The 22,410-nt window shown below is 66.8% G+C and carries 19 protein-coding genes and 1 pseudogene; 10 read left to right on the plus strand and 10 right to left on the minus strand.

Annotated features, from left to right (window positions below; translation table 11 throughout):
• Positions 1-276: 276 nt before the first annotated feature.
• The 3 genes from ACV22V_RS08885 to ACV22V_RS08895 are packed head-to-tail and all read right to left on the minus strand — an operon-like array spanning position 277 to position 6,171.
• A complete protein-coding gene (locus ACV22V_RS08885) occupies positions 277-1,773 on the minus strand; it encodes an efflux transporter outer membrane subunit (protein WP_448013581.1) in 1,497 nt (498 codons plus the stop codon).
• The gene (locus ACV22V_RS08890; protein WP_448013582.1) at positions 1,770-4,943 is read right to left on the minus strand and encodes an efflux RND transporter permease subunit; all 3,174 of its coding nucleotides are present in this window, start codon (positions 4,941-4,943) and stop codon (positions 1,770-1,772) included. Before ACV22V_RS08890 ends, ACV22V_RS08885 begins: the two co-directional genes overlap by 4 nt.
• A gap of 13 nt (positions 4,944-4,956) precedes the next feature.
• Positions 4,957-6,171, minus strand: a complete 1,215-nt coding sequence (locus tag ACV22V_RS08895) for an efflux RND transporter periplasmic adaptor subunit (RefSeq protein ID WP_448013583.1) — start codon at positions 6,169-6,171, stop codon at positions 4,957-4,959.
• Between the two features lie 79 nt (positions 6,172-6,250).
• Here ACV22V_RS08895 and soxR point away from each other — a divergent pair, with 79 nt between their 5' ends.
• Positions 6,251-6,727 (plus strand): redox-sensitive transcriptional activator SoxR, encoded by a 477-nt coding sequence (gene soxR, locus ACV22V_RS08900; RefSeq protein WP_059526547.1) that lies wholly within the window; start codon positions 6,251-6,253, stop codon positions 6,725-6,727.
• Positions 6,723-6,851, plus strand: a pseudogene (locus ACV22V_RS08905) (LysR family transcriptional regulator); the annotation flags it as partial. The gene soxR and the pseudogene ACV22V_RS08905, both read left to right, overlap by 5 nt.
• Before the next feature lie 22 nt (positions 6,852-6,873).
• On the opposite strand, the gene ACV22V_RS08910 reads toward ACV22V_RS08905, so the two are convergent.
• Complete coding sequence (locus ACV22V_RS08910; protein ID WP_448013584.1) at positions 6,874-7,527, minus strand: TetR/AcrR family transcriptional regulator; 654 nt, start codon at positions 7,525-7,527, stop codon at positions 6,874-6,876.
• Between the two features lie 148 nt (positions 7,528-7,675).
• On the opposite strand from ACV22V_RS08910, the gene ACV22V_RS08915 reads away from it, so the two are divergent.
• Together ACV22V_RS08915 and ACV22V_RS08920 are read left to right on the plus strand one after the other, a co-directional pair.
• A complete protein-coding gene (locus tag ACV22V_RS08915; RefSeq protein ID WP_448013585.1) occupies positions 7,676-8,968 on the plus strand; it encodes an NAD(P)/FAD-dependent oxidoreductase in 1,293 nt (430 codons plus the stop codon).
• 44 nt (positions 8,969-9,012) lie between these two features.
• Positions 9,013-9,402 carry a DUF3331 domain-containing protein gene (locus tag ACV22V_RS08920; protein WP_448013586.1) on the plus strand — a complete coding sequence of 130 codons (390 nt, stop codon included), beginning with the start codon at positions 9,013-9,015 and terminating at the stop codon, positions 9,400-9,402.
• Here the strand turns inward: ACV22V_RS08920 and ACV22V_RS08925 are convergent.
• A complete protein-coding gene (locus ACV22V_RS08925; protein ID WP_448013587.1) occupies positions 9,399-10,727 on the minus strand; it encodes a dicarboxylate/amino acid:cation symporter in 1,329 nt (442 codons plus the stop codon). The two genes, ACV22V_RS08920 and ACV22V_RS08925, sit on opposite strands and share 4 nt — an antisense overlap.
• 230 nt (positions 10,728-10,957) lie before the next feature.
• Positions 10,958-12,709 carry a gamma-glutamyltransferase gene (ggt, locus tag ACV22V_RS08930; RefSeq protein ID WP_059526557.1) on the minus strand — a complete coding sequence of 584 codons (1,752 nt, stop codon included), beginning with the start codon at positions 12,707-12,709 and terminating at the stop codon, positions 10,958-10,960.
• 344 nt (positions 12,710-13,053) lie between these two features.
• Between ggt and ACV22V_RS08935 the strand changes: the two genes are divergently transcribed.
• Positions 13,054-13,932 (plus strand): MurR/RpiR family transcriptional regulator, encoded by an 879-nt coding sequence (locus ACV22V_RS08935; RefSeq protein ID WP_448013588.1) that lies wholly within the window; start codon positions 13,054-13,056, stop codon positions 13,930-13,932.
• 27 nt (positions 13,933-13,959) lie between these two features.
• Here the strand turns inward: ACV22V_RS08935 and ACV22V_RS08940 are convergent, their stop codons facing one another.
• The 3 genes from ACV22V_RS08940 to ACV22V_RS08950 form a co-directional block, all read right to left on the minus strand.
• Positions 13,960-15,306 (minus strand): ABC transporter ATP-binding protein, encoded by a 1,347-nt coding sequence (locus tag ACV22V_RS08940; protein WP_448013589.1) that lies wholly within the window; start codon positions 15,304-15,306, stop codon positions 13,960-13,962.
• An 11-nt stretch (positions 15,307-15,317) separates the two neighbouring features.
• On the minus strand, positions 15,318-17,072 hold the full coding sequence (locus ACV22V_RS08945; protein ID WP_448013590.1) for an ABC transporter permease: 1,755 nt from the start codon (positions 17,070-17,072) through the stop codon (positions 15,318-15,320).
• An 80-nt stretch (positions 17,073-17,152) separates the two neighbouring features.
• A complete protein-coding gene (locus ACV22V_RS08950; RefSeq protein WP_448013591.1) occupies positions 17,153-17,377 on the minus strand; it encodes a phosphate transporter in 225 nt (74 codons plus the stop codon).
• A 255-nt stretch (positions 17,378-17,632) separates the two neighbouring features.
• Here ACV22V_RS08950 and ACV22V_RS08955 point away from each other — a divergent pair, with 255 nt between their 5' ends.
• From ACV22V_RS08955 to ACV22V_RS08965, 3 genes are all read left to right on the plus strand, one after another.
• Positions 17,633-18,577, plus strand: coding sequence for a metallophosphoesterase family protein (locus tag ACV22V_RS08955; RefSeq protein ID WP_448013592.1), 945 nt, complete (start codon positions 17,633-17,635; stop codon positions 18,575-18,577).
• A gap of 23 nt (positions 18,578-18,600) precedes the next feature.
• The gene (locus tag ACV22V_RS08960) at positions 18,601-18,942 is read left to right on the plus strand and encodes a cupredoxin domain-containing protein (protein WP_448013593.1); all 342 of its coding nucleotides are present in this window, start codon (positions 18,601-18,603) and stop codon (positions 18,940-18,942) included.
• A gap of 116 nt (positions 18,943-19,058) precedes the next feature.
• The gene (locus ACV22V_RS08965; protein WP_059692183.1) at positions 19,059-20,198 is read left to right on the plus strand and encodes a patatin-like phospholipase family protein; all 1,140 of its coding nucleotides are present in this window, start codon (positions 19,059-19,061) and stop codon (positions 20,196-20,198) included.
• A gap of 29 nt (positions 20,199-20,227) precedes the next feature.
• Here the strand turns inward: ACV22V_RS08965 and ACV22V_RS08970 are convergent, their stop codons facing one another.
• A complete protein-coding gene (locus tag ACV22V_RS08970; RefSeq protein ID WP_175909370.1) occupies positions 20,228-20,932 on the minus strand; it encodes an SDR family oxidoreductase in 705 nt (234 codons plus the stop codon).
• Between the two features lie 121 nt (positions 20,933-21,053).
• Here ACV22V_RS08970 and gcvA point away from each other — a divergent pair, with 121 nt between their 5' ends.
• Entirely contained in the window at positions 21,054-21,953 is a 900-nt protein-coding gene (gcvA, locus tag ACV22V_RS08975) for a transcriptional regulator GcvA (RefSeq protein WP_448013594.1), read from the plus strand.
• A gap of 144 nt (positions 21,954-22,097) precedes the next feature.
• A complete protein-coding gene (locus ACV22V_RS08980; RefSeq protein ID WP_044846683.1) occupies positions 22,098-22,406 on the plus strand; it encodes an ArsR/SmtB family transcription factor in 309 nt (102 codons plus the stop codon).
• The last annotated feature ends 4 nt before the right edge of the window (positions 22,407-22,410 follow it).

Consider the following 22,410-nt stretch of genomic DNA (forward strand, 5'->3'; position numbering starts at 1 on the left):
GCCATACGACACATCGTCATCAATTTGCGGCCACTCTAAACCGGATCGGGCAGCGCAAATATCACGCATTCGAGACGTTTACGACGAAGGAGAACAATGTTTCGCGGCCGGGATTCGGCCGCGTGCCGCGCCGCGCACGCGGTGCAAGCGATTCAAGGCAGGTACGACAGCGAAGCGCGGGGCCGCCGCCAGCGGACAGCGGAACCGCATCCCGGCGCCCACCCTGCTGAACGGCGGGCAGACGAACCGCGCCCGCCCGCCGCGCGGCCCGGCGTACTACGGCACCGTTCGCGCGAGCGGCCCCGGTGCGGCCTGCGCCGTTCCCGCCGGCCAGCCGCCCGCGAGCGCCTTGTACAGCGCGACCGTCGACGCCGCGCTGCGCATCCGCCCGTCGGCCGCCGCATCCTGCGCCTGCAGCAGCGTCCGCTGCGCGTCGAGCACTTCGTAATAGTCGATCGCGCCCGCCGAGAATCGCGTCTGCGCGAACTGCGCCGCGCGTGCGCTGTCGTCCGCCGCCCGCACGAGGTGTGCGGTCTCGTCCCGCGTGCGGGCAACGCGCAGCAGCGCGTTCTCGGTTTCCTCCAGTGCGCCGAGCACGGTCTGCCGGTACTGCGCGAGCTGGCCGGCCGCCTCCGCGTCGCTCGCCGCGATCCGCGCGCGCACGCGACCGACGTCGAGGAACGACCAGTCGACGCCGAGCGCGATCAGGTTCGTGTCGCTGCCCGCACGGAAGAACCCATAGCTGCTCGTCGCGCTGCCGAGCAGCCCCGACAGCGTGAAGCGCGGAAACAGGTCGGCCGTCGCGACGCCGACCCGCGCGGTGGCCGCATGCAGCCGCGCCTCGGCGGCCGCGACATCGGGGCGCCTGCGCAGCAGGTCGCCCGGCGTGCCGGGATCGATGTCGGCGGCAAGCGCCGGCAGCGGCACCTGCGTGCCTTTCGATGCGTCGGCATTCGGCATGTCGAACCGGCCGATCAGCGCATCCGGCGTCTGTCCGGTCAACACCGCGAGCCGGTGCTCGTCGACGCCGATCGCCGCTTCGTACACGGCGATCCGCGACGTCGTCGATTCGAACTGCGCGCGCGCACGCGCCGCATCGAGCTCGGAACCGCGCCCCGCGCCGACGCGCGCATTGATCAGCGCGAGCGTCTGCTTCTGGTTGTCGGCGTTCTCGCGTGCGATCCGCAGCCGCTCCTGCGAGCCGCGCAGATCCACGTACGTGCTCGCGACCTCGCCCGCGATCGCGACACGCACCGCGCGCACGTCGGCCGCGCTCGCGGCCGTTTCCGCGCGCTGCGACTCGATCGACCGGCGCACGCGGCCGAACAGGTCCAGTTCCCACGCCGCGTTGATCCCGACATTGGAGATCGGCGTATCGCGCTGGCTGCGCGGCGCGCCGAACGCCTGGTCCTTGCTCGTCAGCTGGTGGCCGATCCGGCCGCTCGCGGTAATCGTCGGATAGCGGTCGAACGTGGCCTGCGACAGCAGCGCGTTCGATGCGTCGTAGCGCGATACGGCGACCTGCAGGTCCTGGTTCGCCGCGAGCGCCGCGTCGATCAACTGCGTGAGCACCGGGTCGCCGAAGCCGCGCCAGAACGTGGCATCGGCAGCCGCCGACGCGTCCGGCGACGACGCATCCTGCGTGGCCGGATGCGCGTCGCGAGCGAAGCGCGCGGCAGCCGCGGTGTCGGGCCGTTTGAAATCGGGGCCGACCGCGCACGCGGCGAGCGTCACCGACATCGCGAGCGCGGAAAGACGGAAAGCGGCGCTCATCGGTTTTCTCCTTCGAGGGTGCCATGCTGTTCGCTCCACACGGCCGGCGTGCCGCCCGCGAGCTTGCGGATCGCCACATAGAACACGGGCGTGAGGAACAGCCCGAACAACGTGACGCCGAGCATCCCCGCGAACACGGTGACGCCGGTGGCCGCGCGCACCTCGCTGCCCGCGCCGCTGCCGATTAGCAGCGGCACCGAGCCCGCGATGAACGCAACCGACGTCATCACGATCGGCCGCAACCTCAGCCTGCACGCCTCCAACGCCGCGTCGATCACGCCCTTGCCCTGGATTTCGAGCTCGCGCGCGAACTCGACGATCAGGATCGCGTTCTTGCACGCGAGACCCATCAGCACGACGAGACCGACCTGCACGAACACGTTGTTGTCGCCGCCGGACAGCCATACGCCGAACAGCGCCGCGCACATGCACACCGGCACGATCAGGATCACTGCGAGCGGCAGCGTCCAGCTTTCGTACAGCGACGCGAGCACCAGGAAAACGAGCATCACCGCGAGCGGAAACACGACGATCGCCGCGTTGCTCTGCGTGACCTGCTGGTAGCTGAGGTCGGTCCATTCGAGCGTGATGCCCGGCGGCAGCACGTCTTTCGCGATCTGCTGCAGCTTCGCGATCGCCTGCGACGACGACATCGCCTTCGGGTCCGCGTCGCCGATCAGGTCCGCGGCCGGATAGCCGTTGTAGCGGACGACCGGATCCGGCCCGTACGCGGGCGCGACCGTCACCATCGAACCGATCGGCACCATCTCGCCCTTCGCGTTGCGCGTGCGCAGGTTCGCGATGTCGGCGGCCGTCTGCCGGTGACCGGCATCGGCCTGCGCCATCACGCGGTACACGCGGCCGAATGCATTGAAGTCGTTCACGTACATCGAGCCCAGATAGACCTGCAGCGTGTTGAACAGATCGGTCAGCGCGACGCCCTGCGCCTTCGCCTTCAGCCGGTCGACCTTCACCTCGAGCTGCGGGATGTTCGCCTGGTACGCGCTGACGGGGTAGCTCATCCCCGGCGTCTTCGCGACCGCGGCCTGGAATGCCGTCAACGCCTTCTGCAATTCGCCGTAGCCGAGCCCGCCGCGATCCTCGAGATACAGCGAGTAGCCCGAACCGTTTCCGAGGCCCTGGATCGGCGGCGGCATCAGCGCATAGGTGATGCCGCCGCCGATCGCCGCGAAGCGCGCGTTCAGGTCCGCGTTGATCTGCGCGGCGCTGCGGTGACGCTGGTCGAACGGCTTCAGGATCACGTACGAGTTCGTGATGTTCGGTGTATTCACGCCCTGCAGCGCGTTCAGTCCGGCGAACGCCGGCACCATCTCGACGCCGTCGGTGCCGAGCGCGATCTTCGTCATCTGCTCGGTCACCGCGCTGGTGCGCGCGAGCGACGCGCCTTCCGGCAACTTCGCGCCGGCGAACAGATACAACTTGTCCTGCACGGGAATGAAGCCGCCCGGCACCGCGTTGAACAGCAGCGCGGTCCCCGCGAGCAGCGCTGCATAGACCGCGAACACCGCGCCGCGCCGCTTCAGCGTGCGCGCGACGACGCCGTGATAGCGACCGGAACTGCGCTCGAAGAAGCGGTTGAACGGATGAAACAGCCAGCCGAATGCGCGGTCGAGCGCACGCGTGAGCGCATCCTTCGGCGCGCCGTGCGGGCGCAGCAGCTTCGCGGCGAGCGCGGGCGACAGCGTCAGCGAATTGACCGCGGAAATCACCGTCGAGATCGCGATCGTCACCGCGAACTGCTTGTAGAACTGGCCGGTCACGCCCGACATGAACGCCATCGGCACGAACACCGCGCACAGCACGAGCGCGATCGCGACGATCGGCCCCGACACCTCGCGCATCGCCTGATGCGCGGCGTCGCGCGGGCTCAGCCCCTGCGCGATGTTGCGCTCGACGTTCTCGACCACCACGATCGCATCGTCGACGACGATCCCGATCGCGAGCACGAGCCCGAACAGCGTCAGCGTATTGATCGAATAGCCGAGCAGGTAGAGCCATGCGAACGTGCCGACCACCGACACCGGCACCGCGACGAGCGGAATGATCGACGCGCGCCAGGTCTGCAGGAACAGGATCACGACGAGCACGACCAGCACGACGGCCTCGATCAGCGTGTGCTGCACCGCGCGGATCGATTCGCGCACGAACACGGTCGGGTCCCACACCGGGCGATACGCGATGCCCGGCGGGAAGCGCTTCGACAGCTCGTCGAGCTTCGCATACACGGACTTCGCGACGTCGAGCGCGTTCGCGCCCGGCGACAGGAAGATGCCGACCACGGCCGAATGCCGGTCGTTGAAATACGAGCGCAGCGTGTAGTCGCCCGCACCGAGCTCGATGCGCGCGACGTCGGACAGCTTCACGACCTGGCCGTCGTCGCCATTGCGCAGCACGATGTCGCCGAATTCCTGCACCGTGCGCAGCCGGCCGCGCACGTTGATCGACACGAGGAAATCGTTCTTCTTCGGCGTCGGCTCCGCACCCAGCTGGCCGGCCGATACCTGCACGTTCTGCTCGCGCACCGCGGCGATCACGTCGCTCGCGGTCAGCCCGCGCGATGCGAGCCGGTTCGGGTCGAGCCAGAGCCGCATCGCGTAGTCGCCGGAGCCGTACACGCCGACGTCGCCGATGCCGGTCAGGCGCGACAGCTCGTCCTTCACGTTCAGCGTCAGGTAGTTGCGCAGATACAGCGAATCGCGGCTGTTGTCCGGCGAATAAAGGCTCACGTACATCAGCGGCGTCGGCGACTGTTTCTGCGTGGTCACGCCGTACTGGCGCACCTCGTCGGGCAGACGCGACAGCGCCTGGCTCACGCGGTTCTGCACGCGCACGGCGGCCGTGTCGGGATCGACGCCCTGCAGGAACGTGACGACGACCTGCAGGCTGCCATCCGAGCCCGCGACCGACTTCATGTACATGATCCCTTCGACGCCGTTGATCGCTTCTTCCAGCGGCTCGGCGACCGATTCGGCGATTTCCTTCGGGTTCGCGCCAGGGTACGTCGCACGCACCACGACGCTCGGCGGCACGACTTCCGGATACTCGCCGGCCGGCAGCATCGGGATCGAGATCAGGCCGATCGCGAAGATGACGATCGACAGCACGACCGCGAAGATCGGCCGGTCGATGAAGAATCGGGAGAAATCCATCGCAGGTCTCCCGTTATTGCGCGGCCGGCGCGCCGGCGTCGGCCACGGCCTGCGTGCCGCTGCCCGGTCCGGCGCCGGTGCCCGCATCCGCGCGTGCGGGCAACGCCTTCGGCTTCACCTGCGCACCCGGATAGTAGATCCGCTGCACGCCGTCGACGACCACGCGATCGCCCGACTGAAGCCCTTTCTCGACGATCCGCTCGCCGTCCAGCACACGACCGATCGTCACGTCGCGACGCAACGCCTTGTCGCCGGCATCGATCACGTAGACATACTTACGATCCTGATCGGTGAGCACCGCCTTGTCGTCGACGAGCAGCGCATCCTGGTCGCGGCCGCTGACGAGCTGCACGCGCGCATAGAGGCCCGGCGTGAACGTGTGATCCGCGTTCGGCAGCCGCACACGCGCGCGGATCGTGCCGGTTTGCGGATCGAGCCGGTTGTCGAGGAAATCGACGGTGCCCGCATGCGGGAAGCCCGTCTCGTTGGCGAGGCCCACGCGCACCGGATCCGCGCCGATCGCCCGATGCTTCGGGTCGGCGCGCCGCGCGTTGTAGCGCAGGTAGCTCTGCTCGTCGCAGTCGAAATACACGTAGACGGGGTCCTGCGACACGACCGTCGTCAGCAGCGTGTCGTCCGCGCGCGCGAGGTTGCCGGCGGTCGCGATCGCACGGCCGACGCGCCCCGCAATCGGCGCACGCACTTCGGTGAAGCCGAGATTGAGCTTCGCGTCGGCGACGGCCGCGTCGGCCGCCTGCAGGTCGGCGCGCGCCTGCTCCGCGGTCGCGCGCGCGTTGTCGAGTTCCTCCTGGGAGGTTGCATGCGCATCGATCAGCGTCCGCACGCGCTTGAGCTGTACATCGGCGAGGCTCGCGGCCGCGCGCGCCCGCTGCTGCTGCGCGTTCGCGCGGTCGAGCGCGATCCGGTACGGGCGTGGATCGATCTCGAACAGCACCGCGCCCTGCGCGACGAGGTCGCCCTCCTTGTACGCGATGCGCTGCAGATAGCCGCTCACGCGTGGCCGCAGTTCGACCGCGTCGACCGCTTCGACGCGTCCGTTGAATTCGTCCGCGAGGCGGATCGTGCGCGGCGCGACGGTCGTCACGCCGACTTCGGGCAGCGGATGGGCCGACGATTCGCCTTTGCCGTCGTGACAGCCCGACAACGCCAGCAGCAATGCGCAGGCCGCGCCCAAAGGCGACGTCCTGCGTAGGGATAAGAGGAGCATGATGCCTCGCGACGGGTTAAACTGCCGCGTAGCATAAAAGTTGAAGTTAACTTCAAGTCAAGCTTTCCCGGAGGGCGTCATGGGTATCGACGAAACCCCGCAATGGCCGCTGATGTCGATCCGCGAAGTGGCCGCGCGCAGCGGCGTGCCGGCATCGACGTTGCGCTTCTACGAGAAGCGCGGGCTTATCAAGTCGCACCGCAACGGCTCGAGCCATCGTCACTATTCGCGTGCGGTGCTGCGGCTGATCGCGTTCATCGTGTTCGCGCAGAAGATCGGCTATTCGCTCGACGAGATCGCCGAACAGCTCGTGAGCCTGCCGGAAGACACCGCGCCGACCAACAAGGACTGGCAGCGGCTGTCGCGCGGCTGGAAGCAGCGCGTCGCGAACCGGATCGAGGAACTGCAGCGGCTCTACATCAACCTCGACGAATGCATCGGATGCGGCTGCCTGTCGCTGAAGCGCTGCAAGCTGACCAACCCCGAGGACCGCGCGGGCCGCAACGGGCCCGGCGCGCGGCGCTGGCTCGGCGACGCGCCGCCCGATCTCGACTGACGCGGGCGGGCCGCTCGCATACGAACTGGCGATCGCCTACCGCACGCCGTCGCCGCTCGTCGACGCGCTGCGCGAGAGCGCGCGGCACGCGATCGACGCACTGGGGCTGGTGGAGGCAACGTGACCGCGCGTCGTGCGCGCGGCGCTCAGACGCGCAGAATGCTGAGCGCGACGTCGAGCACGGCCTGCCGGAACGCATCCTGCCGCGTGGGCAGCGACGTGAACTCCAGCATCATGTGGCTGTACGACACCGTCGTGCCGACCGCGCTCGCGATCATGAAGAACAGCACGTTGGGATCGACCGTGCGGATTTCGCCTGCCTCGACCGCGTCGGCCAGCAGCGGAAACATCGCGTCGTGATACGGCCGCACGATCCGCTGCTGCAGGCAGTCGAGCCGTGCGCCCTCTTCGGTCGCCGCCGTCGAGAAGAACATGCCGATGTCCGGCTCCTCGAATTCGTGATCGACGCACAGCTCGATCGCGCGCCGCACGCGCTCGCGATGCGGCAATGACGACGTGCGCAGCGCGCGCAACGCATCGAACAGCGGCTCGGCGAGATCGACGATCTGCTCGACGACGGCCAGCCACAGCGTTTCCTTCGCGCCGAAATGGTGGGCGATCAGCGCGGCGTCGATGCCCAGCTCGCGCGCGACCTCGCGCACGCTCGTCGCATCGTAGCCGCGCTTCGCGAACGTGCGACGCGCGGCCCGCAATATCACGTCCGGACCGACGGACGCCTCCGCCAGCGGCCGCCCCCGCGTACGCCGCTTCGACGGCACGCGCTCAGTGACTTCAGCCACGTTTTCCTGCTCCCGTTGAATGAACCGAATGCCCGCGTTCGGACCCCGGTTCCACATCGCCAGAACCGGGTCGCCTGCCCCGCTCCGTTGACATGCAAAGCCGGGAAGCGCTAGGATCATACATTATTCATCACGTGATGATTTATCCATGACAACCCCTACTCGCATCGTGATCGTCGGCGGCGGCATCGCCGGATTGCAGCTCGCGACCCGCCTCGGCGAACGTCTCGGCCGCACCGGGCGCGCCCAGGTCACCGTCGTCGACCGCAGCCCGACCCATATCTGGAAGCCGATGCTGCACACGATCGCGGCCGGCACGCGCGACGTGCAGCAACAGCAGGTGATCTTCCTCGCCCATGCGCGCGATCACGGCTACACGTACCAGCCCGGCGAACTGACGGGGCTCGATCGTGCGCGTCGCCGCGTGCAGCTCGCCGAGATCCGCTCGCAGGACGGCGAACGAATGATCGACGCGCGCGAGCTCGAATACGACGTGCTGATCCTCGCGCTCGGCAGCCAGGCCAACGATTTCGGCGTGCCGGGCGTGCGCGAGCACTGCTACTTCATCGACAGCCAGCAGCAGGCCGAAACCTTCAACGAAGCGTTGCGGATGCGCGTGTTTCGCAGCATCGCGCGCGACGAGCCGTTTCGCGTCGCGATCGTCGGTGCGGGCGCGACGGGCGTGGAGCTGGCAGCGGAACTGAGCCGGCTGCTGGAAGTGGCGCAGGCATACGGCGACGAGACGGTGCGCGAACGGCTGCGGCTGACGCTGCTCGAAAGCGGCCCGCGCATCCTCGCCGCGTTTCCGCCGAGGATTTCCGCGTCGGCGCAGCGGCGGCTCGAACAGATCGGCTTTCATGTGCTGACGTCGACGCGCGTGACAGCGGCCGATGCGAACGGCTTCCACTATGGCGACGGTTCGTTTGCCGAAGCAGATCTGATGGTGTGGGCGGCCGGCGTGAAGGCGCCCGATTTCATGCAGGCGCTGGGCGGGCTCGACACGAACCGCGCGAACCAGATCCTGGTCGGGCCCACGTTGCAGGCCACGGCCGACGAGCACGTGTTCGCGATCGGCGATTGCGCGAGCCTGCAGCCCGACGGCCACGAGCGACCGCTGCCGCCCACCGCGCAGGTCGCGGCCCAGCAGGCCGAGCATCTCGCGAAGCACTTGCCCGCATGGCTCGACGGCAAACCGCTGCCGCCGTTCGCGTTCCACGACTTCGGCGCGCTCGTGTCGATCAGCGACTACGACGCGTTCGGCACACTCGGGCAATTCGGGTTCTTTCGCGGCGGCTTCATCCAGGGGCGTTTCGCGCAATTCAGCCATCTGATGCTGTATCGGCGCCACCAGCAGGCGCTGCACGGATTTTCCAAGGCGACGCTGCTGTGGATCGCCGAACGGATCAATGGCTGCGTACAGCCGCGCATCCGCCTGTCGTGATGCCGCACGTCGCGGCATCGCGTAACGTTTCGAGGGAAACAAAGATGAGCAACAGTGCAGTAGCCTGGCTCAAGACGGTCGCCGCGATCGGCAGCTTCGACATGCCGTCCGTCTCATGGACCGCACCGCGACGGCGCAGCATCACGCGCGATCGCCTGCCGTCGTGGGACGCGACGAGCCAGCCGACGATCAGCGTGCTCGAACGTCCCACGGCCGACACCGTGATGATTTCGTGGCGCGACGCGTGCACCGGCCACTACGGCTATCAGAAGTGGCGGCTGTTCACGACGCGCAAGCGCGGCGTCTGTGCGCTGTCGGGGCAGCCGATCGCGCCCGGCGACAGCGTGTATGCGCCGCAACTGCTCGGCTCGGCGCCGGGCAACGCCGCCGCGATGGTGCTGGCGGCGTTCATCGACGAGGCGTGTGCCGCTTAAACGGACGTCGCCTGACCGGCACCATAGGCCGGTTCGCTGTTCTGCCGTTCCAGTTCCGCATCGAGATGCGCGGCATGCGCCAGTGCTTCGGACTCCGACATCAGCTCGCCTTCCCACTTCGCGACCACCGCGCTGGCGATCGAATTGCCGACCGCATTGGTGGCCGAGCGGCCCATGTCGAGGAACGTGTCGACACCGAGGATCAGCAGCAGCCCGGCTTCCGGGATATCGAACTGATGCAGCGTCGCCGCGATCACGACGAGCGATGCGCGCGGCACGCCGGCCATCCCCTTCGACGTCAGCATCAGGACCAGCAGCATCGTGATCTGCGTGCCGAGCGACAGATGAATGTTGTACGCCTGCGCGATGAACAGCGACGCAAACGTGCAGTACATCATCGAGCCGTCGAGGTTGAACGAATAGCCCATCGGCATCACGAAGCTCGAGATCTTGCGTCGCACGCCGAACCGGTCGAGCGCGTCGAGGATCTTCGGGTACGCGGCTTCGGAGCTCGCGGTCGCGAACGACAGCATGAACGCTTCCTTGATCAGCACGAGCAGTTTGAATACGCGGCGGCCGAGGAACAGCAGGCCGGCGATCACGAGCGTGCTCCACAGCAGGAACAGGCTGACGTAGAAGTCGCCCATGAACACCGCGAACTTCAGCAACACCGACAGCCCGTTGACCGCGACGGTCGCGGCCATCGCCGCCAGCACCGCGAGCGGCGCGAGCTTCATCACGTAGCAGGTGATCTTGAGCATCACGTGCGCCAGCTGGTCGATCGCGGCCACGAGGATCTTACCGCGCTCGCCAAGCGCCGACAGCGCGACGCCGAAGAACATCGAGAACACGACGATCTGCAGGATCTCGTTGTTCGCCATCGCCTCGGCGATCGACTTTGGCACCATGTGGCTGACGAAATCCTTCAGCGTGAACTTGGACGTCGCGAGATGCGCGGATGCGCCGATGTCCGGCAGCGGCAGGCCGAGGTTCTCGCCGGGGCGCAGCAGGTTCGCCATGAACAGCCCGAGCAGCAGCGAAATCAGCGACGCGGTGACGAACCAGCCGAACGCCTTCACGAACACGCGCCCCACCGACGATGCGTCGCCCATGTGCGCGATGCCGACGACGAGCGTGGAGAAGACGAGCGGCCCGATCACCATCTTGATCAGCCGCAGGAACACGTCGGACACGAGGGAGATGTAGCCGGCGATTTCGGTCGCCGCCTGCTTGTCGGGAAACTGCGTGTAGATCATGTAGCCGATGAAGATGCCGGCCGCCATCGCGAGCAGGATCCAGACTGCCGCAGACATTCGTTTGTTCATAACGGAACTCGACGCACGGTGCAGGAGTGAAAGAAAAAATACGCGCGCCGATGCCGTGCCACGGCGCACGTTGCGAGCAAGGCGGGCCCGGGACTCCTGGCACCCGCCACGCTCGGTACTGCGAACGTCCGCGAACGGACGCGCTGTCGCTGCCGCGGCGCTCGCGCGAGGGCGAACGCCGGGGCAACCGTTCAGCTTGATGCAATCAAATCGAATCTCATCCGCTCAGGTCAGTAGCCGATCGCCGAACCGGCCGGCCGGCGCGGATCGTTGACGCCATAGATGTAGCCGACGCGCACGTTGCCGGACACCGACGAGTCGTTGCCGGAACTCTGACGGCTCGCCGCCTCGGTGCCGGGCAGGCCGACCAAGATCAGCTCCGCTGCGCCCCACGGCGTCTGCTCGACCATCTTGTAGCCCATGTTGCGCAGGATCGCGAGCGTGTCGGGCGACAGGCCGCGGGTTTCGTAATAAACCTGATCCGGCAGCCATTGATGATGGATGCGCGGCGCCCCGACCGCATCCTGCGGCGTCATTCCATAGTCGATCACGTTCAGCACGGTTTGCAGCGTGATCGTGATGATGCGCGAGCCGCCCGGCGACCCGACCACCATGAACACCTTGCCGTCCTTCTTCACGATCGTCGGCGCCATCGACGACAGCGGACGCTTGCCCGGGGCGATCGAGTTGCGCGTGCCCTGCACGAGGCCGAACAGGTTCTGCGCGCCGACCTTGACCGTGAAGTCGTCCATCTCGTCGTTCAGGAAGAAGCCCGTGCCCGGCGCGATCACCACGGCGCCGAAGCGGCCGTTGACCGTGTAAGTGGTCGACACCGCGTTACCGTCGCGGTCGATGATCGAATAGTGGGTCGTCTCCGGCTTTTCGTGCACGCCGACACCCGGCTGCACGTCGACCGACGCCGTCGCCGTGTCGCCGCTGATCTGCTTGCGGATCTCGGCCGCATACGCCTTGCTCGTCAGCTTCGCGACCGGATTGTCGATGAAGTTCGGGTCGCCCAGCAGCGTGTTGCGATCCTCGTACGCGTGGCGCATCGCCTCGGTCATGTAGTGGACCACCGAAGCCGACTGGTAGCCGAACTTGCGCAGGTCATACCCTTCGAGGACGTTCAGCGTCTCGCACATCGTCACGCCGCCCGAGCTCGGCGGCGGCGCCGACACGAACTCGTAGCCGCGATACGTGCAGGTCAGCGGCGCCATGTCCTGCGCACGATACGACGCGAAGTCGGCCGCCGTGATCAGCCCGCCGCCGCGCTTCGCGGCCGCTTCGACGATCTTCGGAATCTCGCCGTGATAGAACGCGTCGGGGCCCTGCTCCGCGATGCGCTCGAGCGTGCGCGCCAGGTCTTTCTGCACCAGGCGGTCGCCCGGCTGCAGCGGCGTACCGTCCGGGCGCAGGAAGATGCGCGCGGCTTCCGGGTCCTTCTTGAAACGGTCGATCGTCGTGTCGAGGATGTCCGTATCGCCGCGCGTCAGCACGAAGCCGTCGCGCGCGAGCCGGATCGCGGGCGCCATCACCTGCCGGCGCGTCAGCTTGCCGTACTTGCGCTGCGCGAGGTCGAGACCCGCGACCGTGCCCGGCACACCGACCGCGCGATAGCCGTACAGGCTGTCGTCCGGAATGACGTTGCCGTTCGCATCGAGATACATGTTCGCGGACGCCGCGGCCGGCGCGGTCTCGCGGAAGTTGATGAAGCGGTCGCGGCCGTCCGCCAGGTGCAGGGTCATGAACCCGCCGCCGCCGATGTTGCCGCAGCACGGGTTGGTCACCGCTTGCGCGTAGCCGACCGCCACGGCGGCGTCCACCGCGTTGCCGCCTTCCTTCAGGATGTCGACGCCGATCTGCGACGCGAAGTGCTGCGACGACACGACCATGCCGTTCTTCGCTTCCACCGCGGGTTCCGAAGCGGCGAGCGCGCCTGCGCTCAGGGCCGACAACAGGGTGAGTACGACGAGCCGCCTCATGACGGAATCCTCCAGACGAATGACCGGGGCCTTGCCGGTCGACGTTGCTGATCCGGCATGTAATGAACGATACATTCCGGCGAGGCCGCGATCATACATCGGCATTTTGATCTCAAAACCTAGGGTTATCACTCAGCTTATGCGCGAGATTGCGCGCCGATCGACGGCGTGGGATGTTCGTTTTATTACACATATGAATGTTTGACGGCCGGAGTGATGCGTCCCTCTAATCTGCTGCCTCATGCGATTGGCGGCCTGTCGATGGGCTAACATGCATGGAGTCGCCGGCAGACGCATGTCTGCCGTTTGTCGTTCATTCAGATAAGAGCAAGCCGGAGTGCCCGATGGGGACAAGCATCAGGGCGTTGCTGCTATCCCAGATGGATAGCTTCACGCCGTCGGAACAGAAGGTCGCGCACGCGCTGCTGGATCGCTATCCGAGCCTCGGGCTCGGGCCGATCGCGAGCTTCGCGAAGCAAGCCGAAGTCAGCGACCCGACCGTGTTTCGCTTCGTCGTGCGGATCGGCTTTCCGAACTACCCGTCGTTTCAGCAGGCGCTGCACGACGAGATCGACACCGCGATGAATTCGCCGCTCGCGCGAATGGACGCCTTCCACTCGGAGTCGGGGATGCGCGACAGCCATGCGGCGATCTTCCAGCGGCTTTCGCAATCGCTCGCCACCACGATCGAAGGACTCGATGCGGCGGCGTTCGACGAAGCGGTGACGCTGCTGGCCGATCCGGATATCCGCGTGTTCTGCGGCGGCGGACGTTATACCGCCCCGCTCGCGTCGCTGTTTTCCTTCACGCTCGCGTATGCGCGCCCGCATGTGCAGTACGTCGAGCCGAACGTGAATCTCGCGTCGGTCTCGCTGACGGACATGGGGCCCGGCGACGTGCTCGTCATTTTCGATTTTCGTCGCTATCAGAAGGACAGCATCCGGTTCGCGCAGGCCGCGCACCGGCTCGGCGCGCGGATACTGCTGATCACCGACGAATGGCGCTCGCCGATCAGCGCGTTCGCCGAGATCGCGCTGCGGATCCAGGGGCGCCCGTTCGCGATGCTGCAGACCAATGTGCCGGCGCTCGCGCTCGCCGAAGCGCTGGTGATCGGCGTGACGAACCGGCTTCCCGAACTGGCGCGGCAGCGGATGGAAAAGATCGAGCGGCTGAGTACGGGCGGCAGCGAGCAGGATGCGAATCAGTGGGATTTGCCCGAATGACGGTCGGCCATCATTCGGGCGCGGGCGTCAGCTTTCGACATCCTCGAGACTGAACACCTCCGTCTTGTCGTTGTACGAGAAGACTTCGCCGTAACGCCCCCAGTCGATCACCGCGTCGAGCGTTTCCTCGGCCGCCTCGTCCGACAGGAAATCCTCCAGCTCCTGCTCGAAACGCACACGCGGCGCGCGATGGCCGGGGCGTTCGTTCAGCACCTTCCTGATTCGCGCGGCGAGCGGCACGTGCTTCAACAGATGATCCGCGAACATCAGCTTGCGCTCCTGCGTGCCGAACTCCGCGAACACACGCGCGGGCGGCGTGAGGAACACGTCACCTTCGCGCACGTCGGCGAAGCCGAGGTACTGCAGCACTTCGGCGATCGGAAACAGTTCGTCCACTTCCAGATGCAGCGTGCGCGCGATTTCCGGCATGTCGGCGCGGCCGTGGTACGGCGCCATCGCGAGCGTCTCGATCAGGCCGGCCATCAGGTTGGTCGACACGCGCGGCATCCAGCTGCCGAGCTCGAGCCCCTTCTTCGTCGCCTCGCCGGTCTGGCGTGCGGTCATCTTCGCGTAGATGTCGTCGACGAGCTTGCGGAAATCGGGATCCAGCCGGTTGCGCGGATGCTTGAACGGCACCTTGATTTCGGCGATCACGCGGCCCGGGTTCGACGACAGCACCAGAATCCGGTCGCACATGAACACCGCTTCCTCGATGTTGTGCGTGACGATCAGCACCGACTTGATCGGCATGCGGCCTTGCGTCCACAGATCGAGCAGGTCGGTACGCAGCGTTTCGGCCGTCAGCACGTCGAGCGCCGAGAACGGCTCGTCCATCAGCAGGATCGTCGGGTCGACGACGAGCGCGCGCGCGAAGCCCACGCGCTGACGCATGCCGCCCGACAGCTCGCGCGGGTATGCGTTCTCGAAGCCGTCGAGACCGATCAGGTCGATCGCGGCGAGCGCGCGTTCGCGCCGCTCGCGCGCGCCGACGCCGAGCGCTTCCAGCCCGGCTTCCACGTTCTGCAGCACGGTCAGCCACGGGAACAGCGCGAAGGTCTGGAACACCATCGCGACGCCTTCGGCTGGGCCGGTCAGCGGCTTGCCGAGGTAGGTCACTTCACCGCCGGTCGGCTCGATCAGCCCGGCGATGATCCGCAGCAGCGTGGATTTGCCCGAGCCGGAGCGGCCGAGCAGTCCGACGATCTCGCCTTCGCGCAGCGACAGGTTCGCGTCGTCGAGCACGAGCAGTTCGCCCTGCGTCTTGTTGAAGCCGCGATTCACGTGCGCGACGCGCAGGATTTCCTCACCGAGGCGCGGCGGCTGAAGCGGCTGGGACGTCTGGGCGGGGGCGTTGATTACGGTCGAATTTTGCATCGCGCTTACTCTCAATCGAGACGGAGCCGGGATTCCGCATAGGCGTACATCGGACGCCACAGCAGGCGGTTGAACAAGGTGACGAACAAGGACATCACGGCGATGCCCAGGATGATCTTCGGGAAGTCGCCGGCCGCGGTCGTCTGTGCGATATACGAGCCGAGGCCGTGCGCGACGACCTTCGTGTCGCCCCACTGCACGAACTCGGACACGATGCTCGCATTCCACGCGCCGCCCGACGCGGTGATCGCGCCGGTCACGTAATACGGAAAGATGCCGGGCAGCATCGCCTGCCGCCACCACTGCCAGCCGCGAATGCGAAAATTCTTCGTCGCCTCCTTGTAGTCGTTCGGATAGGACATCGCGCCCGCGATCACGTTGAACAGGATGTACCACTGCGTGCCGAGCACGATCAGCGGCGATAGCCAGATGTCCGCGTTCAGATGGAAGTGGACGATCACGATCACGAACACCGGAAAGAGCAGGTTCGCCGGGAACGCGGCGAGGAACTGCGCGAGCGGCTGGATCTTCTCGGCCAGCGCGGGGCGCAGCCCGATCAGCACACCGAGCGGCACCCAGACCACCGACGCGATCGCGATCAGCACGATCACACGCAGCAGCGTGATCAACCCGAGCGTCAGCACGTGGCCGACCTCGCTCATCGTCACGCCGGTCGCGACGAAGCTGACGACGCGCCACGCAACGTATACGGTCATCAGGATCACGAACGTTCCCCACACGATGTCGCCGACACGCGACGACCCGCGCGCGGACGTGCCGCGCGAACGCTTGCCCGCAAGCGCCGGCACGCGCAGCGGAATCCGTGCGGCCTGCGACAGCAGCCAGCCGGCCGGCACCAGCAGCTGATGGATCAGGTGCGTGCGGCGCAGCATGTCGAGCAGCCAGGACTGCGGCGCATCGCCCGACGCGGTGTTCTCCATCCGGAACTTGTCGGCCCATGCGACGAGCGGACGGAACAGGAACTGGTCGTACGCGAGAATCACGACCGACATCGCGACGATCACCCAGCCCACCGCGCCGAGGTTCTTGTCCGAGATCGCCTGCGCGAGATACGCACCGATCCCGGGCAGCGTGATGGTCTGGTTGCCGACGGTGATGGCCTCGGATGCGACGACGAAGAACCAGCCGCCCGACATCGACATCATCATGTTCCAGATCAGCCCCGGCATCGAGAACGGCACCTCGAGCTTCCAGAAGCGCTGCCACGACGTCAGGTGAAAACCGCGCGACACTTCGCTCAGGTCGCGCGGCACCGTGCGCAGCGACTGGTAAAAGCTGAACGTCATGTTCCACGCCTGGCTCGTGAAGATCGCGAAGATCGCCGCGAGCTCGGCGCCGAGCACGCGGCCCGGGAACAGTGCAAGGAAGAACGTGACCGTAAACGAGATATAGCCGAGCACCGGCACCGACTGCAGGATGTCGAGAATCGGGATCAGCACCATGCCGGCGCGACGGCTTTTCGCGGCGAGCGTGCCGTAGATCAGCGTGAACGCGAGCGACGCGACCATCGCGGCGAGCATCCGCAGCGTGGTGCGCAACGCGTATTCGGGCAGGTTCGACGGATCGAGCGAGATCTTCTGCGTCTGCAGGGTCGCGATCGGCGCCATCGTCTCGTGGAAGCCGACGATCGCCATCGCGAGTATGCCGATGATCAGCGGAAACGCGACCGCGTCCCAGCGGTTGGGGAGCACGCGCCACGCGGACGCGTTGGCGGTGCGATTCGGATCGAAGAAACTGATGTCCATCGGTAGCGTCTGGTTCGAATTGAAAATCGATGGGATCGGCCGCGTGCCGCGCGGCCGGGTATGGCATCGGCCGTCGCGGCTCAGAACAGCGTGTGAATCGCCCGGTACAGTGCCGCCGATAGCGCGACGAAGCGCGGCACGATCGGCAGGACCGAACGTTCCTTGACCGGACCGGGATCCGCGCTCGGGCGAGCGTCGACATGAACGATGCCGCAGGCAACGCTCGGAAAGAACGATGCGAGGCCGACGGTGCGCGTGCTTCGACCGCCCGCACCACGGGTTTCCGTTGCCGCGAGATTCGGCATGAGGGGCTCCGGAGAGGTGATTCGGTGTCGCAGGCTATCGGGCGAACATGACGCAAACGTGACGTGTCACTTACAGGACATTGACAGGTCATCCGTCAGCGATCCGTCATCGCGCCGCAAGCCTCGAACGGCCGCATCGGGCCTCGCAAATAACCGGGAATAAATCCGTCGCCGCATCGGTATGGCATGCGAAGGCGCCGGCTAATTCCAGGACGATCCGGCCGTCCGGTTCCGTCATACGAATGCGAGGCAAACATGTCTTCATCGACTCCCACCCGCCCGTCGCGCCGCAAGGCCCTGCAATGCATGGCGTTCGGCGGCCTCGGCACGCTGTTTACGCTGTCGGGCGGCATCCTCACGCCGTTCGATCTCGCGCTCGCGCAAAGCGGCGCCGCCCTCCCCGCGAATGCGGGCCGGCCGCTGTTCGTGCAGATCAGCGACACGCACATCGGCTTTAACAAGGACGCGAATCCCGACGTCGCGGCCACGCTGCGGCAGACGATCGATCTGGTCAACGGAATGCCTGCCGCGCCCGCGCTCGCGATCCATACCGGCGACATCACGCACCTGTCCAAGGCGGAAGAATTCGATCACGCGTCGCAACTGCTGTCCGGGCTGCGCGTGCCCGAGCTGCACACCGTGCCCGGCGAACACGACGTGACCGATGGCTCGGGCGCCGAATATTTCAGCCGGTTCGGCAAGGCGTCCGACAACCGCGGCTACTACAGCTTCGATCACGCGGGCGTGCACTTCGTCGCACTCGTCAACGTGATGCACTTCAAGCCGAACGGGCTCGGCAGCTTCGGCGACGAACAGCTCGCGTGGCTCGCGCAGGATTTGAAGGGGCAAGCGTCGAGCACGCCGATCGTCGTGTTCTCGCACATGCCGATGTGGACCATCTACGAGCCGTGGGGCTGGGGCACCGGCGACGCGCCGCAGACGATGGCGCTGCTGCGCCGCTTCGGCTCGGTCACCGTGCTGAACGGGCACATCCACCAGATCGTGTCGAAGGTCGAGGGCAACGTGACGTTCCACACCGCGCGCTCCACCGCGTTCCCGCAGCCGACCGCCGGCAACGGCCCGGGCCCGGTGCCGCTCACGGTGCCGCACGACCGGCTGCCCGCGATGCTCGGCGTGACGACCGTCGACTTCGCCGGCCATCCCGTCGCGGCGTCGCTGCACGACACGACGCTGGCCTGATGCCGACACACAAGGAGACCGACATGACCTTCCTCAAGCCCTCGACGCTGGCGGCCGCACTGATCCTGAGCGCGGCCGCCGTCGGCACGCCGCTCGCCGCATGCGCGCAGACTCCGGCCGGCCCGCTCGTGACGATCCGCAATTTCATGTTTTCGCCGATGTCGACCACGATCAAGGCCGGCACGACGGTCACGTGGAAAAACCTCGACGCGGAACCGCATACCGTCGTCAACGATGCGGGCGTCTTCCATTCGAAAGCGCTCGACCAGGACGAAACCTACTCGTTCCGTTTCGACAAGCCGGGGGTCTACAAGGTGTTCTGCGGGATTCATCCGTACATGAAGGAGACCATCACCGTGGAATGACGCGGCGCGCCGCAAGGCCCCGCGAACATCCGGCACCGCGGACGCTGCCCGACGATCGCCTACACTGGTTCCATCCGGCCGGCCCCCGCCGGCCGTCACCGACCACGAGGCAAGCGATGACGGCAAGTCAACCCGCACATCCGAAACTGCCGGGCCAGGTCGTGCTCGTGCTCCAGGGCGGCGGCGCGCTGGGTGCATACCAGCTCGGCGTATTCGAGGCGATGGATGCGGCGGGCATTCAGCCCGACTGGGTCATCGGCACGTCGATCGGCGCGATCAACGCGGCGCTGATCGCCGGCAACGCGCCCGGACACCGCGCGCAACGGATGGCCGAATTCTGGCGACACGTCACCGAACGGCCCGCCGTGAACGTGCCGGGCTTCCCGACGAGCTGGGACAAGATCGGCTCGGAACTCGCGGTCATCGGCGCGGGCCTCCCGGGATTCTTCCGGCCGAATCCCGCAGCGTGGTTCGGGCCGCTCGCGCGGGTCGGCGTCGAGCGCGCGTCGTACTACGTGGTCGAGCCGCTGCGCGACACGCTGGCGTCGCTCGTCGATCTCGACCTGCTGAACGCGGGCCGGCCGCGCCTGACCGTCGGCGCGGTCAACGCGTGCACGGGCACGATGCGCTATTTCGATTCGCGCGACCGGCCGCTCGGCATCGACCATGTGATGAGTTCGGGCGCGCTGCCGCCCGCGTTCCCGGCCGTGCGGGTCGACGGCACGCCCTACTGGGACGGCGGCATCTATTCGAATACGCCGGTCGAGGTCGTGCTGGACGACGCGCCGCGCCGCAGCTCGATCATCTTCTCGGTGCAGATGTGGAATCCGGTCGGGCCGGAGCCGCAAAGCATCTGGCAGGTGTCGGAGCGGCAGAAGGACATCCAGTACGCGAGCCGCACGGACAGCAACATCGCGCGGCAGCAGCAGATTCACCGGCTGCGCCACGTGATCCGGGAACTGGTCATGCGGCTGCCCGAGGCGGAGCGCGCGACGGCCGATGTGAAAGCACTCGCCGCGTGGGGCTGCCAGACCACGATGCACGTGATCAAGCTCGCGGCGCCGCGGCTCGACGGCGACGATCAGTGGAAGGACATCGATTTCACACCCGCCGGCATCGCGGCCCGCCGGCAGGCCGGGTTCGACGCGACGATGCAGGCGATCGCCGCGCGGCCCTGGGATCTGCCGATGGACCCGACGGAAGGGCTCAGCGTCTGGAGTCCGGAAGAAAACCGGATCGGCGAGCGGCACAACTGATGGCGCGGGCGGCGCGCCCCGTCTTCCGCTTACAGTGCGCGCACGATCCCGCCGTCGACGCGAATGTTCTGCCCGGTGATGTAGCCGGCGCCTTCCGACAGCAGGAACGTCACGGTCTGCGCGATCTCCTGCGTCCTGCCGAAACGGCCGACCGGAATGCGGGCGACGATCTCGGGCGTCTCCGGCCAGCTGTCGATGAAGCCGGGCAGCACCGAATTGATGCGGATGTTGTCCTTCGCATACCGATCGGCGTACAGGCGCGTGACGGAGCTCAGCGCCGCGCGCAGCGCGGACGACACCGGCATCGCCTGCTCGGGCGCGTCGGCCGCGAAGCTCGAAATGTTGACCACCGCGCCGCCGCCCTGCTTCAGGAAGACGGGCGTCACCCGGCGCAGCACGCGAACGACGTTGAGCACGATCAAGTCGAGCCCTGCGTGCCACTGGTCGTCCTCGATGGCGAGCAGGTCGCCCTTCGGCGGATGCCCGGTGTTGTTGACGACCGCGTCGATGCGGCCGTACTTCGCGAGCGTCCCGTTCACGAAACGCTCGATGTCGGCGTCTTCGGTGACGGACCCCGCCATGCCGAAACCGCCGAGTTCCCCGGCAAGCTCGACCGCGCTGCCGGACGGCGACATCAGCGCGACACGATAGCCGTTGCTCGCAAGATCCCGCGCGATCGCGGCGCCCATGCCCTTGCCCGCCGCCGTCACCAATGCCACTTTCTCTACAGTCATGCCGTTCTCCCGGATAGGTCGGCTCAATGCCGCGATCGTCGTCCTGAAGCGTTACTCTAGGACTCTATAATCGCCGTGTCGAACGATGATTTCTCCACCCACACTGTAGATTTTCTACTGCATGAAGGCTTTGTCGCGTACCCGTCGATTCCCGCCGCTCAATGCGCTTCGCGCGTTCGAGGCCGCCGCGCGCCACCTCAATTTCCGGCTGGCCGCCGACGAGCTCGGCGTGACCCAGGGCGCGGTGGCGCAGCAGGTCAGGCATCTGGAGGACGTCGTGGAGATTCAGCTGTTCCGGCGGCTGCCCAGGGGGCTGGCGCTCACGCGCGAAGGGCTCGAGTATTTTTCGTCGGTCCAGCGCGCGCTGCAGATCATCGCCGATGCCACGGACGCCCTGGGCCAGCGTCCCATGGTCCTGGCGGTCAGCACGACGCCGTCGTTCGCGTCGAAGTGGCTGATCCCGCGCCTGTCGGACTTCGGTCGCCTGCACCCCGACATCGAGGTTCGCGTCATCGCCGACGAGCGCCTTGCGTCGTTCCGCGCCGACGGCGTCGACATCGCGATCCGGCTCGGCAAGCCCCCGTTCCCGGCCGGCCTGGTCGCGCAATTGCTGTTTCCGCTCGACATCTTCGCGGTCGCCAGCCCGACACTGCTCGACAGCGGCCCGCCGATCCGCACCCCCGCGGACTTGTCGAAGCATGCGTTGTTGCACGACGCGCACGACCTGTGGCCGGAGTTCGTCGAGAAGCTCGGCGGAACGGGGCAGACCGATCCGACGAAAGGGCCGCGGTTCAGCCAGTCGCTGCTCGCCATCGACGCCGCCGTCGCGGGTCAAGGCATCGCGCTGACCAGCGAGCCGCTCGTCGAACGCGATATCGCTGAAGGCCGGCTGCGCCGCGTGTTCGATTTTTCGTTTCCGATGTCGCTCGGGTTTTACGTCGTCTTTCCGCAGGCCAATGCCCATTCGGATGCGCTCGAGGCCATGCGGCGGTGGCTGTTCGCGCAATACGGGGGCGCGTGATTCGCTGATGCTCCGGCCGATCGACAACCCCACTCGCATCAGTGCCTTCACGCATATCGCAATTTTCCGATATATGATTCGCCCATCGACGATACCCGTTTGCACCGGTTTTCCGGCCGAACGCCCCGAACACCACACCTTTCCATGCCGACCGAACTCGACATCGACGCGATCCTGAAAGCGCTTTCGAACCCCGTGCGCCGGGAAATCCTCGTCTGGCTGAAAACGCCGGGCGCGCATTTCCCGGAGCAGACGCTGCCGTACGACCACGGCGTCTGCGCCGGGCAGATCGACGCGCGCTGCGGGCTGTCGCAGTCGACCGTCTCCGCGCACCTTGCGACGCTGCAGCGCGCGGGGCTCGTGACGTCGACGCGAATCGGCCAGTGGGCGTTCTTCCAGCGCAACGAGGCCGTCATCGACGCATTTCTCGACGCCCTGCGCCGCGAACTCTGACCCA

The organism is Burkholderia sp. AW33-5, from assembly GCF_053427615.1.